The sequence below is a fragment of the Aeromonas sp. R1-1 genome (assembly GCF_040908495.1).
GTDB classification, from domain to species: domain Bacteria; phylum Pseudomonadota; class Gammaproteobacteria; order Enterobacterales; family Aeromonadaceae; genus Aeromonas; species Aeromonas veronii.
Genome location: NZ_JBFODV010000273.1, coordinates 1 through 13391 on the forward strand (window position 1 = coordinate 1; position 13391 = coordinate 13391).

Consider the following 13391-nt stretch of genomic DNA (forward strand, 5'->3'; position numbering starts at 1 on the left):
GTTTTTATTGCGCGTTCGTCAGGGGCTATGCCTGATAGGGGGCGGCTCGCCAGGTATTGCGTCCCAGTCCCTTGGCCTGATACATGAGGGCGTCAGCCTGCCGCAGTAGCTGGTCGGCATCAGCCTCTCTCTCTGCGGCGACCCAGACTGCCCCGGTGCTGATGGAGAGGGTCACCTCGCCGCTGCTGGTGTGCAGGGTTTGCCGGTTGATCTCTAGGCAGATACGCTCGGCCCATTGATCTGTCTCTGCCAATGTGGCCAGCGGCAGCAGCAGGCAAAACTCTTCGCCGCCGATGCGGGCCAGCAGAGCCTCTTCGGGCAACAGGTTGCTCACAGTAGTGGCCAGCTTTTCCAGCAACAGATCCCCTATGCCATGACCAAAGCGGTCATTGGTCTCCTTGAAGTGATCCACATCGAACAGCAGTAGAGCACAGGGCTCCCCGCTTGCCAGCCGCTGCTCCATGGCGGGCATGAATGCCCGTCGGTTGAGCAGGCCGGTCAGGGGGTCGGTACTGGCTTGTTTCTCCAGTCTGGCGTTGGCGCGGCTCAACTCGGTGGTGCGGCTGGCAACAGCGCGGCGCAGTTGCACTATGTAGGCCACCATGATTAACACTCCGGCAAACAGTAGCCAGGGACCGAGATGGATGGGGTAGACGGTTTCGACATGCATCCATTTGCGGATAACCCGCTCCCGATCGCTCTCTTTGAGCTTGGCGAACCCCTCTTCCAGCCGGTTTAACAGGGCAAGGTCGCCCTTTTTCACCGCAAAGCGGATCTGGTCGGTATAGAGGTGGCGAACCGGAATAAAGCGGGTGGGATCGTCGGAGGTATAGATGTAGAAGTTGGCGACCTGCAGATCGGCGATAAAGGCTTTTATGTCGCCCCGAAAGGCCGCAGCCAGCAGGGTGTCATTGTCATTGAAGGTTTGCAGTCTGGTGCCGGGGAAGTAGCGTCTGGCGTAATACTCCTCGTAGCCACCGGCGACCACACCGACCGTTTCATGGAGCAGGTAGTAGTGGACATCGGTGCCGCGCAATTCGTTCGAGAAGAAGAGTTGGGAGTCGAGCTGGGCGAGAGGCCGGCCATAGTCGAACAGTTTGTCCCGCTCCGGTGACCAGAGCAGTCCGGCGTGAACATCCGCGTTCCCCTCATGAAGCAGGTCGAGGGAGCCCTGCCAGTCGACCAGCCTGAACTCGATCTTCTGGCCGGTCACCCGGGCATATTCACGCCACAAATCGATCAGCAGTCCATCCGGCTGGCCCGACTCATTGATATAGGAGAAGGGCTGCCAGGCTTTGGAGTTGGTAATGATGATCGGCTCTTCCGGGGTTTTGGCCCAGACAGGCAGGGCAAGGGCGAGCAGCAGGAGCCCCCACCCGATACTGACTATGACTCCTGTCCTGGAAGAGGCCATCCTTGCTCCAATCCGTTGCCGTATACCGTCCCGTGGTCACCGATTATCACCGTCTTTCTGATCGAAGAACAAGCGCTCAAATGATGAAGTTTGCATGATGCAAATGGCGCCATGACAAGGCTGGCGGATAGAGTAACTACTTACAGCGGCAGGCTGATCCGCGCCTCCAGTCCCCCCTGTGGCCGATTGAGCAGGGTCAACTCGCCGCCGTGCTGATGCACCAGAGTGCGGGCAATTGAGAGCCCGAGCCCCACGCTGCCGGACTCGGTGTTGCGCGCTTCATCGAGCCGCACGAACGGCTTGAACACATCCTCGAGCCGCGCCGGATCGATCCCCGGCCCGTTGTCGCAGACCCGGATCAACAGCTCCTCCTTGCGCCGCTCCAGCGACACTTCGGCGCTGCCGGCATATTTGATGGCGTTGCCGATCAGGTTCTGCAGCACCCGGCGCAGGGTGTTGGCCCGGCAGGCGTAGACCTCTTTGCCCTCCGCCAGACAGGTGACCGGCTGGCCGGTATCGGCGTAGTCATCGCACAGGCTGACCAGCAGGCTGACCAGATCCAGCTCGCGGGTGGCCTCCTGCTGCCCCTCCTCGCGAGCAAAGCTGAGGGTCGCGGCCAGCATCTGCTCCATCTGTTGCAGGGTCTGCTGGATGCGCTCCTTGTCCTCGCCATCGGCCAGAAACTCGGTGCGCAGCCGCAGGCTGGTGATGGGGGTGCGCAGATCGTGGGAGATGGCTGCCAGCATCCGGGTTCTGTCCTGCACGAAGCGGTCGAGCCGGGTGTGCATCCGGTTGAAGGCCTGAATCGATTCGCGAATCTCGGTCGGCCCCTCCTCTTTCAAGGGCTCGATATCCTCGCCTCGCCCGAGCCGCTCCGCATTGCCTGCCAGCTGCTTGAGCGGGCGGGTGGCACGACGAAACAGCAGCACCATCAGCCCGATCACCAGACTGGCGACCAGCATCAGGTTGAGGGTGGTCTGCCACGACCAGCTGCCCGCCTCCTTGTCGACCAGCGAGCTGAACTGCAGCCAGCCCCCCTGCGGCAGTTCGATGGAGCCATAGAGCCGCATATCCCGCGGCGGGGGCGGCCCCTTGCGATCCCGCATCATGCGGGCATGATGTTCCCACGCCTTGCTGCGCTGAGTATCCTCTTTCAGCTCGGCGCTGATCTCTACCGTGAGGCCGGGGGGATAGTTGAGGCGCGAGCGCACCAGCTGCTCGAAGCGGGGGCTGCGGTTATCCGGTTGCAGCGGCTCGTCGGAGAGGCGCAGCAGCAGGGTCTCGCTGCGGCTCGCCTTGAGGATCTCGTCATAGAGGGACGGGGGGGAGAGGGAGAGCAGCCTGACCACAGAGATGATCCGCTGCATGGCGTTGCGGCTGTTGACGAAGCCGAGCGCTTCCTCCCGATCCGTGCGGTAGATCTGTATACTGAGCAGCTGGATCAGGATCAACCCTGCCAGCGCCACCAGAATGATTTGGCCGGTCAGCCCCTTGGGCCACATCCGTGCCCACAGTCGTCGCAAGGTGCCCACTGCTTAAACCTGCGTCACGTCGGCGGAGAACATATAGCCGCCACCCCAGATGGTTTTGATCAGCTCCGGATTCTTGGGATCCCGCTCCAGCTTGCGGCGCAGGCGGCTCACCAGGGTATCGATGGCGCGATCGAAGGCCACCGCCTCGCGGCCACGGGCCAGATCCAGCAGTTGATCCCGGCTCAGCACCCGTTGCGGGCGTTCGAGAAACACCTTGAGCAGATCGAATTCGGCGGTGGAGAGGCTCAGGCCCACCCCATCCTCATCGACCAGCTCCCGGCGATTGACGTCGAGTAGCCAGCGATCGAAGCGCAGATCCCGGGTCAGGGTCTCGGCGGCGGGTTGGGTCTCGGCCTGGGTGCGGCGCATCACCGCCTTGATGCGCGCCAGCAGCTCGCGCGGGTTGAAGGGCTTGGCCAGATAGTCGTCGGCCCCCATCTCCAGCCCTATGATGCGGTCGGTCTCTTCCCCCATGGCAGTGAGCATGATGATGGGCAGGTTCGATTTGACCCGCAGCTCGCGGCAGAGGGTCAGACCATCTTCACCCGGCATCATCAGATCCAGCACCAGCAGGTCGAACTCCCGCTCCTCCAGCAGTCGCTTCATCTCCTTGCCATCCCGGGCGCAGCTGACCCGCAGGCCGTGCTGTTCCAGAAAGCGTTTCAAGAGATCGCGGATCTCGCTGTGATCGTCGACCACCAGAATGTGGGTGTTGGCCTGGTTCATGAATACCTCCCCTGCTTGGCGTTGGCACGAGTATACGAAAATCCGCCCGGCGGTTTGTGTCAAAGTGTGCCAGATCCGCACGATGCCACACTCTGCTACAAAAAAGGGCGATGCTGGCAAAGTTCAGACACCGATAGGGTGTTTACTTGAGGGCAAGGCAAGAGCGCCGAACCAGAATCATCCCTACAGGAGATAGACCATGAAAAAGCTGACCAAAACCCTGCTGACCGCCACCCTTATCCTTGGCCTGCCGCTGGGTGCCTATGCTGCCAGTGAAGCGGCCCCCACTGGCCAGCCCGGTGCCATGGTGGATTGCCCGATGGACGGTGGTGGCATGATGGGTGGCAAACACCACGGTGGTCGCCACGACAAGATGGCCCGCATGCAGAACATGACCCCGGAGCAGATCCAGGCCAACCTGCAGCAACGTTATGACCGCATTGAAGATCCGGCCAAGAAGGCGGAGTTTATCAAGAAGCTCAACGAGCGTGCCGCCGGTATGACCAAGCACGCAGAAGCGATGAAGCAGTTCGCCGAAGCGAACCAGTAACAGCGCCTGCTGTTATCAACCCAAGGGTGGCCGAGGCCACCCTTTTTGTGATCGTATCGATCCATTTTCGCTCGAATCCTTATCTTGCTGTCGCTTATGTGAGCGATGGCAAACGCGCCGTGAGCGAATTGCAAGATAATGCCCGCTCATATAACAAGCTGCAGTTAGCAGTGGCCGAAAACAGGAGAGGGTATGGGTTGGGATCTGGGGACAATCAAGGGGCGATATACCGCCGTTTTTCTGGGATTCATGGTGGCGGTCTGTGTGCTGACCGTAATCGGCATCCAGTTATGGGTCAAACCCGAGCTGCAACGGGCGGGTGAGCAGAATCTGGTGCTGCGGGTCAGCGAGATTGCGACCGACATTCGCGATCAGCTCAACGGAGTGCAGAGCCAGTCACGCAGTATCACTCAGCTGGTGGCCCAACTGCCGAGCGAGCAAATCGATGCCGTTCTCCCTGCTCTGATCGATCAATATGGCAATGCGATGGTGTTTGGTGGCGGCATCTGGCCGATGCCGGATCAGCGGGAAGTCGGTCGTACCAAGTTCAGTACCTTCTTTCATCGGGATGGTGCCAACAAGCTGATCCCCAACACCTACTGGAACTCGGCCGAGGCGCCCAACTATTTCGATCAGCCCTGGCACAGAGCCGGGCAGCAGGCGGCGAAAGGCATGTGTGTCTGGGCGGCGGCTTACAAGGATGGTGCCAGCCAACAGCCGCGCACCAACTGTGCCATGGGGATCTATCGTGACGGTTCCCTTTACGGGGTGTCCACCATCGATGTGACGCTGGGTTTCTTCAATGATCTGGTCGCCAAAAAAGAGCAGGAGATCGGTGGTCAGGTGATGATCGTCGAGGCCGATGGCAAGATCCTCAGCAAGAATGGTCGTTTGAGCGGGGATGTGGTGCTGGGCAACCTCTCATCTCACGGGGACTATCCCTTTGCCAGCGCCATCGCCAGCCTGCTGGGGCAAGGTAATGGCGCCGCGTTGCAGCGCACTACCTTTCAGGATTTGGGTGAAGAGCAGACATTGCTGATGCAATCCATCGAAGGAACCCCCTGGCTGTTGGCGGCGGCGCTGCCGACCAGCACCCTTACCCACGACAGTCAGGAGGTGCTCAAGACGCTGGCAGCGATCCAGCTACCGCTAGTGGTGCTGCTGTTTGCGCTGATGTTGATGGCCATCAAGCAGCTGGGCTGTCGACTCGACACCCTCAAGCAGAACATCGATGCGCTCTCGGCCGGAGATGCTGATCTGACTGCCCGGATCCGGGTCAAGGGGCACGATGAGCTGGACCATATCGCCCAATCGGTGAACCGCTTTATCGCCTATCTGCAGCAGATGATGTTGCAGGTGACCGAGACCACAGAGCTGATTACCCGTGAATTGGCCCAGCTTGACCAGCAGACGGGCCAAGCCAGACGTATTCTAGGTGAGCATGCTGCCGAGACTGATCAGATAGTGACAGCTCTGACCGAGCTCAGCTCAACTGCCGACAGTGTGGCGCACCACGCGAGCGATTCCGCCAGCTTTACCGAGTCTGCCAATGGTCAGGCGATTCAGTCCCGTCAGGTAGTGGGTCAGGCCTCTGCCAGTGTGGCGGCGCTGATCGATGAAGTGGATCTTGCTGCGACCAAGGTATTGGGGATGCAGGAAGATGCTCGCCAGATCAGCAGTGTACTCAGCGTGATCGGCGATATTGCTGCCCAGACCAACCTGTTGGCACTCAACGCGGCCATCGAGGCGGCGCGGGCCGGTGAGCAGGGGCGCGGTTTTGCCGTGGTTGCTGATGAGGTGCGCGCACTGGCGGCGAGAACCCAGAATAGCACTGCCGAGGTGGGGAGCATGCTCTCCCGGTTGACGCAGGGGGTGGCCGAAGCCGTGGTGGCCATGGAGCACACCAAGCAGAGCTGTCAGGTGGCGACCGAGAATACCGAGCAGGTGACAGGCGGGCTCGACAAGATGGCGGATGCCGTGGTGCAAATAAACGATCTGGGTACCCAGATTGCGACTGCGGCAGAGGAGCAGAGCCGGGTGACCGAGGAGATCAACCGCAACATGGTCACGATCCGCGACATGGTCAATCTGCTGGTGGATAACGGTCAGAATACCGAACAGAGTTCGGCCACCCTGCTGGAGTCCAATCGCCAGCTGGTGGCGTTGGTGCATCGCTTCAAGGTGTAACAAACCGATAATGAAAGAGGGGGAGCCTGGTGCTCCCCCTCTTGCTATCTGCGCCGATACGGGTGTTCAGCCCACTCCACCGGCCGAGCGAACTTAGCCCTGAGCCTTGTCGGTCAGGTCTACTTTCTTGACGGTATCACCTTCGAACTTGATAACGACGTTCTTCTTGGCTGCCTCGGTATCTTTCAGCAGGGTTTTGGTGGTTTCTGCCAGCAGCGGAGAGGCCTTTTTCAGGGCATCCAGGTCATAGGTCCACACTTCCAGACCGGATTCGGTCTTGGTGGTAGCCGGTGCGCCCAGCTTCTCTTTAATAGCCTGCTTGTTGGAGCCGCCTTCCTTGATATCCAGTGCCTTCTTGATGGCTTCGTTGGATGCGCTGTCCACTGCACCGGATACGGCGGTATTAGCTGCATCCTTGACGCTGCTGGTGACGCTGTCGGTCAGCGAGTCCATCAGGCCAGCAGTGGCAAACAGGGGCAGGGTGGTGAGGGCTACCAGCAAAGTCTTTTTCATTTTTTACAGATTCCATTGGTTCAAATGAGGCGGCTATGGAACCAATAAAAGAGCTGGGTGTCAAGTGAGGCAGCTATTGAGCGGTCTGTTAACTGTGTCTCATTTTTCACCAGCCGCAAATAGTTTTGGTATCTCCCGCACCAGCCAGCTCTTGGCTTTGCCCATGGTATCGCGGCGCCAGGCCAGCACCACCTGCAGCTGATGGCGGTACTCGGGGCTGATCACCTTGAGCCGACCGGCCTTGATGTCCTCTTCGATCCAGCTCTGCGGCATGGTGCCGATGCCGAGCCCGGCCAGCAGGGCATCGCGCTTCTCCGCCATGGTGCTGACGGTGAGGCGCGGCTGCTTGTCGAGCAGGCGGTAGGTGAGCACCGGTTTGCGCAGGGCTGTGTCGGCCACCGCGATGGCGCGGTAGCGACGCAGGGTCTCGTCGGCCAAGGGTTCGGGCTCCTGATGCAGCGGATGATCGGGATGGGCGACGTAGAGCATCACCTCGTCCTTGATCACCTGATGCTTGATGCCGGTCATCATGATGTCCGGGTTGATGGAGGAGATAAGCAGGTCGGCGCGGCCATCTTCGAGACACTCCCAGCTACCCGCCAGCACCTCGGCCCGCAGCCGCAGTCGGGTATCGGTCTGCTCGGCCAGCTTCTCCACCAAGGGGTAGAGGGCCTGCACCGGGACCAGCGCATCGACGGCGACTGTGATGTCGGTCTCCCAGCCACGGGCCAGCGCCCGGGTCTCGCCTACCAGATGCTCGGCTGCCTCCAGCAGCACCCGGCCGCGCTCCAGCAGCATGCGTCCGGCCGGGGTGAACTTGGTGCGGTGGCCGCTGCGGTCAAACAGCATGGCATCCAGTTCGTCTTCCAGCTTCTGTACCGTATAGCTCAATGCCGAGGGCACCTTGCCCAGCTCGTCGGCCGCCGCCGCAAAGCTGCCGCGGCGGTCGATGGCATCCAGTACCCGGATCGCTTCCAGGGTCAGCGCCCGCTCCTTGTTCGATTCCTTGGCCATTCCTCACCTTCAATTTTTTTGAATATGTTTGCCAGTTTATCTCGCTAACAAGTTAGGTCATGTCACTTTAATATTCAACCAACGCTTAGGCCGGAACGTCGAGCGGCCAAATATGCGGGTAGTTCCGCACTGTGACACACCAAATCGGTCTGTCTGATGTCGGTGAAAGAACAACACACTATTTGAATGATCTCTTGTATGGATGCATTGATTCTGGCCGAGCTGACTGGCACGCGAACAAATTCGTATGCCGCTGCGTACTCAAGGCACAGTTACAGTCAGCCTGGCCAGAGCAGCGAATACCGTATTCCGTTCGGTATCGGTAGCGGCAAACAGCGTTAATCAACCGTCCCGGTAGGTGAGGAGCAGACCATGATGCAATTGAGAGCCGCAGAAGCGCGGGGCAAGGCCAACTTTGGCTGGCTGGACGCGCGCCACAGTTTCTCCTTCGGTCACTACTATGACCCGGAGTGGATGGGACACTCGGTACTGCGGGTGATCAATCAGGATCTGGTTGCGCCGGGTGGCGGATTCGCCACCCACCCTCACGCCAATATGGAGATCCTCACCTGCGTGCTGCAAGGCACCATAGAGCACAAGGACAGCCTCGGCCACGCCGAGCAGATCCCGGCAGGGGATTTCCAGCTGATGAGCGCAGGCAGCGGGATCCGCCACAGCGAGTACAACCCCTCGCAGACGGATCCTCTCTCCCTGTTGCAGATCTGGATCGAGCCGAACGAGTTCGGCACGCCACCCGGATATCAGCAGAAGAAGATCGAGTCCAGACCGGGCATGACGCTGGTGGCGTCACCGGATGGCGAGGCGGGATCGCTGCGGATCCGCCAACAGGCCCGCGTATGGCGGCTGGAACTGGCCCCGGGCGAGACGCTCGAATGGGTACTGGCTGGCCGACACGGTTACCTGCAGATGATTTCAGGGGAGCTTGCCGCCAACGGTCTGGCTGCCCGACCCGGCGACGGGGTACTCAGTCGTGATGAATACCGGTGGGAGCTGGTTGCGACCAGTGCCAGCCAAGCTCTGTTATTTGACCTACCCTGAAGCAGTCAGCGGTGATGTGACACAAACGAGGAATATGAAATGGACAAGATGAAAGATGTAGCGCTGCTGGCGGGTCGTGTACTGCTGGCGCTGATGTTCGTAATGGCGGGCTGGAGCAAGATCGGCGGCTATGCCGGTACTCAGGGCTATATGGAAGCGATGGGTGTACCCGGCTTTATGTTGCCGCTGGTGATCCTGCTTGAGCTGGGTGGTGGCCTTGCCGTCGTGCTCGGTCTCTTTACCCGCAGCCTCTCCGTGCTGCTGGCCGGTTTCACCCTGATGGCTGCCTTTATTTTCCACTATCAGCCTGCCGAACAGATGCAGATGCTGATGTTTATGAAGAACGTCTCCGTTGCCGGTGGTTTCCTGGCCCTGGCGGCGGCCGGAGCAGGGGCTTTCAGTGTGGATGCCCGTCTCGGCAAAAACTGGTAATGCCCTGAAGAGTCAAGTTTTCCAATGCCTTTTGGCCGGTGCAACTGCACCGGCTTTTTTCTGTCTGCGTTTTCCGGGTAGGTGAGGTGACGGCACAAATCTGCGGCGCCCCTCATGGTTCAGCGGTTTGCCCGCCTGCTGGCCACAAGTGCCTTTTGCATCTTCCCCCTCGATCCCTGACAATTCCCTCTCTTGTGAAGTGACGGAAATGGCTCGCCTTTTCCCTCGCCCCCTCTCATCCACAGGCGGGAATTGCTCATGTTTACCCTCTACCACTCCAATCAGCTGGATCTGCTCAAAGAGCTGCTGGTGAGCCGCATCCGGCAGGCCCCCCTCTCTCACCCCTTCGATCGGGAGCAGATCCTGGTGCAGAGTCCGGGCATGGCCCAGTGGCTCAAGCTGGAGCTGGCCAAAGCGTTCGGCATCGCCGCCAATATCGACTTTCCGCTGCCCGCCAGTTTTATCTGGGAGATGTTCACCCGGGTGCTGGCGGATGTACCGCGCCAGAGCCCCTACAACAAGGGCTCCATGAGCTGGCAGCTGATGACCATTCTGCCCGCCTTGCTGGAGCGCCCCGCCTTTGCCCCGCTCGCCGCCTATCTGGGCGGGGGAGATGAGGAGGAGCCTGCCAAGGAGCCCGAGCAGGTGCGGTTGTGGCAGCTCTGCCAGAAGGTAGCGGATCTCTTTGACCAGTATCTGGTCTACCGGCCGGACTGGATTGCCCGTTGGGAAGAGGGGGACGGATTGAGTCAGGAGCTGGCCGGGGTGAGCGGTCAGGATTGGCAGCCGGAGCTGTGGCGCGAGCTGGTGGCACGCACGTTGGCGCTCTCTCCGAGTGGCTACCACCGCGCCAACCTCTACGAGGAGTTTATCCACGAGCTGGAGCGCACCGCCGATCTGCCGGGCAAGCTGCCGCAACGGGTCTTTGTGTTCGGCATCTCGGCGCTGCCGCCGCGCTATGTGGAGGCGCTGCTGGCCCTCGGCAGCCGACCGGAGGTGGAGGTGCACCTGTTCGTCACCAACCCCTGTCGCTACTACTGGGGGGATCTGCTGGACAGAAAAACCCTGGCGCGCCTCGAAAACAAGCTTAAACCCGGCACCGACATCGAGACACTGCAGGGCCCCGCCAACCCGCTGCTCGCCTCCATGGGCAAGCTGGGGCGCGACTACCTGCATCAGCTGATGGCGCTGGAGGTGCCGCAAATCGAGGCCTTCGTCGATATCGACGAGGTGGATAGCAAAGGCAATGTTAGCCTGCTGCGCGCCATCCAGAAGGATGTGCTGGAGCTGGCAGAACGGGGCGCCGGTCAGTTCGATCTCGACAGCAGCCATCACAAGAGCCCCATCGATCCGGCGGATGGATCCTTGCAGATCCACGCCTGCCACGGCCCGATGCGGGAGTTGGAAGTGCTGCACGACCGGCTGCTGGCGCTGTTCGAGCAGGACCCGACTCTCACCCCGAAAGATGTGGTGGTGATGATGCCGGATGTGAACAGCTACGGCCCCTACATTCAGGCGGTGTTTGGCGCGCGGGGTCAGATCCCGTTTGCGGTCTCGGATCGGGCGGCGAGTCAGGAGAGCCCGCTGCTGCAAAGCTTCCTCGCCCTGCTCAGGCTGCCCAATGCCCGCTTCGGGGCAGGGGAGCTGCTCGCCATTCTCGAGGTGCCCGCCGTGCTGCGCCGTTTCGAGCTGGATGACGACGAGTTCAACCAGCTGCGGGTCTGGGTGCAGGAGACCGGCATCCGCTGGGGGCTGGACGACGGCTACCCCGTCCGTTTCGATCTGCCGCCCATGTCCGGCAACAGCTGGCTGTTCGGCCTGCGCCGCATGCTGCTCGGCTTTGCCATGGGGGATGGCGAGCCGGTGGCGGGCATTCTTCCTTACGCCGATATCGAGGGGCAGCAGGGGTTGGCGCTCGGCAAGCTCGCCTGGTTCGTCGACTCGCTGGCCGAATTCCTGCCCCGGCTGCAACAGGCGCAGCCGCTGGCGGAGTGGAACGCCTGCCTGCTGGCGCTGCTGGAGCGCTTCTATCTGGCCGACGAGGATGAAGAGCGTCAACTCCAGCTGATTCGCAGCCAGCTGGTCGAGTGGCAGACCCGGCTCGGCGAGGCCCGTTTCGAGCAGCCCATTACCGCCGACTTGTTGCAGGATTACCTCGGCAGCGTGCTGGGGGAGTCCCGCTCCAGCCAGCGCTTCCTCGCCGGTCAGGTCAACTTCTGCACCCTGATGCCGATGCGCTCCATCCCCTTCAAGCAGGTCTGCCTGCTCGGCATGAACGATGGCGTCTACCCGCGCACCCTGGCCCCCATGGGGTTCGATCTGATGGCGGTGGCGTCGCGGCGCGGGGATCGCTCCCGTCGCGATGATGACCGCTACCTCTTCCTTGAGGCGCTGCTGAGTGCCCAGCAGGGGCTCTATATCAGCTATCAGGGTTTCAGCGCCCAGGACAACAGCGACAAGGTGCCCTCGGTGCTGCTGGCGGAGCTGATCGACTATGTGCGGCAGGGCTTCGTGCTGGCGGGGGATGAGGATCTGGACGACGAAACCTCCGGCAAGCGGCTGCTCAACCACCTGATGGTGGCGCATCCGCTCACCCCCTACAGCCGCAACTACTTCTATCCGGAGCCGGGTTCGCGCCTCTTTACCTATGCCGCCGACTGGTTGCCCGCCCTCAATCCGGTGCGTGGCGCGGCCAACTTCCAGAGTGGCGAGCTGCCTTTGCCCCCCGAATGGGGCAAGGAGCAGGGGCTGGAGCTGGCGGAGCTGCTGCGCTTCTATCGCCAGCCCACCAAATATTTCCTCAACCGCCGTCTCAAGGTGTGGTTTGAGCTGAACGAAGCCAACATCGAGGACAGCGAGCCGTTCGAGCTGGATGGCCTGCAACATTATCAGCTGAAAGATCTGCTGCTCGATGCCCATCTGGCAGAAGGTGAAAGTACCGAGCGTCGCGAGCGGTTGCAGCTCACCGGCCTGCTGCCGCAAGGGTGGTTCGGCAGCCTGCTGCTGGACGATCTGGATGCCGAGATGGGCAAGCTGGCGGATCGGTTGCGGCCATGGGTTGCGGCCAATGAGTCAGAAAAGCAGGCGGTGGAGATCGATATCTCCCTCACTCAGGGCCAGCTGCAAGGGTGGATCGACACCCAGAAGGGACGCTTGCTGGTGGTCAAACCCGGCAGCTTCAACGGCAAGGATCTGCTGCTGGGCTGGATCCAGCACCTCTGCCTCTCCCTCAGCGACGCCCCCGGCGACACCCTGCTGTTCGATGCCAAACAGAGCCTGCGGTTAGCCAAGCTCGCTGCCGACGAGGCGCGCCCCAAGCTGGCGGCGCTGGTGGCGTGCTGGGCGCAGGGGATGAAGCGGCCGCTGCCCTTCTTCCCCAACACCGCCTGGGATTGGCTCAAGGCGATCGAGAAGGATCCCGACAAGCCGGAGGCGGCCGACAAGGCGGCCCTCACCCGTTTCAACGGCGGCTGGATGATCAATGGGGAGGGGCAAGATCCTTACGTCGCCCGCTGCTTCCCCGAACTCGATGACGAGGTGCTGGGGCAGTTGCAGGCGCTGGCTCGCGAACACCTGACCCCGCTGCTCAAGACCCTGGAGGAGCTGAAATAATGGCTAACCCGCTCAATACCCTGCGTTTTCCCCTCCATGGTGAACGACTGATCGAAGCCTCCGCCGGTACCGGCAAGACCTACACCATCGCCGGTCTCTACCTGCGCCTGCTGCTGGGCCATGGCCCGCTCATCGAAGAGGGGGCCGATGCCGGTCAGCCGAGTGCCCACGAGCGGCCGCTCTCGGTGACCGAAATTCTGGTGGTGACCTTTACCGAAGCGGCCACCGCCGAGCTGCGCGGGCGGATCCGCGGTCGCATCCACGAGGCGCGGCTCGCCTTTATGCGCGGCCATAGCAATGATGCCCTGCTGGCCCAGCTGCTGGCCGAGGTGGCGGATCACGAGCTGGCGGC

The 13391-nt window shown here is 61.4% G+C and carries 11 protein-coding genes and 1 pseudogene; 7 read left to right on the top strand and 5 right to left on the bottom strand.

Going from position 1 to position 13391, the window contains the following annotated elements; all coding sequences use genetic code 11:
* Window positions 1-25: 25 nt before the first annotated feature.
* The 3 genes from AB5Y92_RS18545 to AB5Y92_RS18555 form a co-directional block, all read right to left on the bottom strand.
* The gene (locus AB5Y92_RS18545) at window positions 26-1414 is read right to left on the bottom strand and encodes a transporter substrate-binding domain-containing protein (protein WP_368227349.1); all 1389 of its coding nucleotides are present in this window, start codon (window positions 1412-1414) and stop codon (window positions 26-28) included.
* Between the two features lie 140 nt (window positions 1415-1554).
* Entirely contained in the window at window positions 1555-2916 is a 1362-nt protein-coding gene (locus AB5Y92_RS18550; protein WP_021231762.1) for an ATP-binding protein, read from the bottom strand.
* Window positions 2917-2949: 33 nt separating this feature from the next.
* Window positions 2950-3672, bottom strand: coding sequence for a response regulator (locus AB5Y92_RS18555; RefSeq protein ID WP_368227350.1), 723 nt, complete (start codon window positions 3670-3672; stop codon window positions 2950-2952).
* Between the two features lie 199 nt (window positions 3673-3871).
* On the opposite strand from AB5Y92_RS18555, the gene AB5Y92_RS18560 reads away from it, so the two are divergent.
* Together AB5Y92_RS18560 and AB5Y92_RS18565 are read left to right on the top strand one after the other, a co-directional pair.
* On the top strand, window positions 3872-4222 hold the full coding sequence (locus AB5Y92_RS18560) for a hypothetical protein (RefSeq protein WP_005355311.1): 351 nt from the start codon (window positions 3872-3874) through the stop codon (window positions 4220-4222).
* Between the two features lie 192 nt (window positions 4223-4414).
* Window positions 4415-6409: a methyl-accepting chemotaxis protein gene (locus AB5Y92_RS18565; protein ID WP_368227351.1), complete on the top strand. Its 1995-nt coding sequence runs from the start codon at window positions 4415-4417 to the stop codon at window positions 6407-6409.
* 93 nt (window positions 6410-6502) lie between these two features.
* Here the strand turns inward: AB5Y92_RS18565 and AB5Y92_RS18570 are convergent, their stop codons facing one another.
* Complete coding sequence (locus AB5Y92_RS18570) at window positions 6503-6922, bottom strand: hypothetical protein (protein WP_368227352.1); 420 nt, start codon at window positions 6920-6922, stop codon at window positions 6503-6505.
* Between the two features lie 99 nt (window positions 6923-7021).
* On the bottom strand, window positions 7022-7936 hold the full coding sequence (locus AB5Y92_RS18575; protein WP_368227353.1) for a LysR family transcriptional regulator: 915 nt from the start codon (window positions 7934-7936) through the stop codon (window positions 7022-7024).
* 198 nt (window positions 7937-8134) lie between these two features.
* Here AB5Y92_RS18575 and AB5Y92_RS18580 point away from each other — a divergent pair.
* The 5 genes and pseudogenes from AB5Y92_RS18580 to AB5Y92_RS18600 form a co-directional block, all read left to right on the top strand.
* Window positions 8135-8278, top strand: a pseudogene (locus AB5Y92_RS18580) (hypothetical protein); the annotation flags it as partial.
* A gap of 30 nt (window positions 8279-8308) precedes the next feature.
* Window positions 8309-8995, top strand: a complete 687-nt coding sequence (locus AB5Y92_RS18585) for a pirin family protein (RefSeq protein ID WP_236768716.1) — start codon at window positions 8309-8311, stop codon at window positions 8993-8995.
* Between the two features lie 39 nt (window positions 8996-9034).
* Complete coding sequence (locus AB5Y92_RS18590; RefSeq protein WP_005336513.1) at window positions 9035-9427, top strand: DoxX family protein; 393 nt, start codon at window positions 9035-9037, stop codon at window positions 9425-9427.
* A 258-nt stretch (window positions 9428-9685) separates the two neighbouring features.
* Window positions 9686-13039, top strand: coding sequence for an exodeoxyribonuclease V subunit gamma (gene recC / locus AB5Y92_RS18595; RefSeq protein ID WP_368227354.1), 3354 nt, complete (start codon window positions 9686-9688; stop codon window positions 13037-13039).
* On the top strand, window positions 13039-13391 hold a 353-nt coding region (locus AB5Y92_RS18600; protein ID WP_368227355.1), incomplete at its 3' end, for a UvrD-helicase domain-containing protein. The genes recC and AB5Y92_RS18600, both read left to right, overlap by 1 nt.

Excerpts from the sequence above, each read along its gene's own strand:
- AB5Y92_RS18545 (WP_368227349.1), bottom strand. The coding sequence starts at position 1,414 with ATGGCCTCTTCCAGGACAGGAGTCATAGTCAGTATCGGGTGGGGGCTC.
- AB5Y92_RS18550 (WP_021231762.1), bottom strand. The coding sequence starts at position 2,916 with ATGTGGCCCAAGGGGCTGACCGGCCAAATCATTCTGGTGGCGCTGGCA.
- AB5Y92_RS18555 (WP_368227350.1), bottom strand. The coding sequence starts at position 3,672 with ATGAACCAGGCCAACACCCACATTCTGGTGGTCGACGATCACAGCGAG.
- AB5Y92_RS18560 (WP_005355311.1), top strand. The coding sequence starts at position 3,872 with ATGAAAAAGCTGACCAAAACCCTGCTGACCGCCACCCTTATCCTTGGC.
- AB5Y92_RS18565 (WP_368227351.1), top strand. The coding sequence starts at position 4,415 with ATGGGTTGGGATCTGGGGACAATCAAGGGGCGATATACCGCCGTTTTT.
- AB5Y92_RS18570 (WP_368227352.1), bottom strand. The coding sequence starts at position 6,922 with ATGAAAAAGACTTTGCTGGTAGCCCTCACCACCCTGCCCCTGTTTGCC.
- AB5Y92_RS18575 (WP_368227353.1), bottom strand. The coding sequence starts at position 7,936 with ATGGCCAAGGAATCGAACAAGGAGCGGGCGCTGACCCTGGAAGCGATC.
- AB5Y92_RS18585 (WP_236768716.1), top strand. The coding sequence starts at position 8,309 with ATGATGCAATTGAGAGCCGCAGAAGCGCGGGGCAAGGCCAACTTTGGC.
- AB5Y92_RS18590 (WP_005336513.1), top strand. The coding sequence starts at position 9,035 with ATGGACAAGATGAAAGATGTAGCGCTGCTGGCGGGTCGTGTACTGCTG.
- recC (WP_368227354.1), top strand. The coding sequence starts at position 9,686 with ATGTTTACCCTCTACCACTCCAATCAGCTGGATCTGCTCAAAGAGCTG.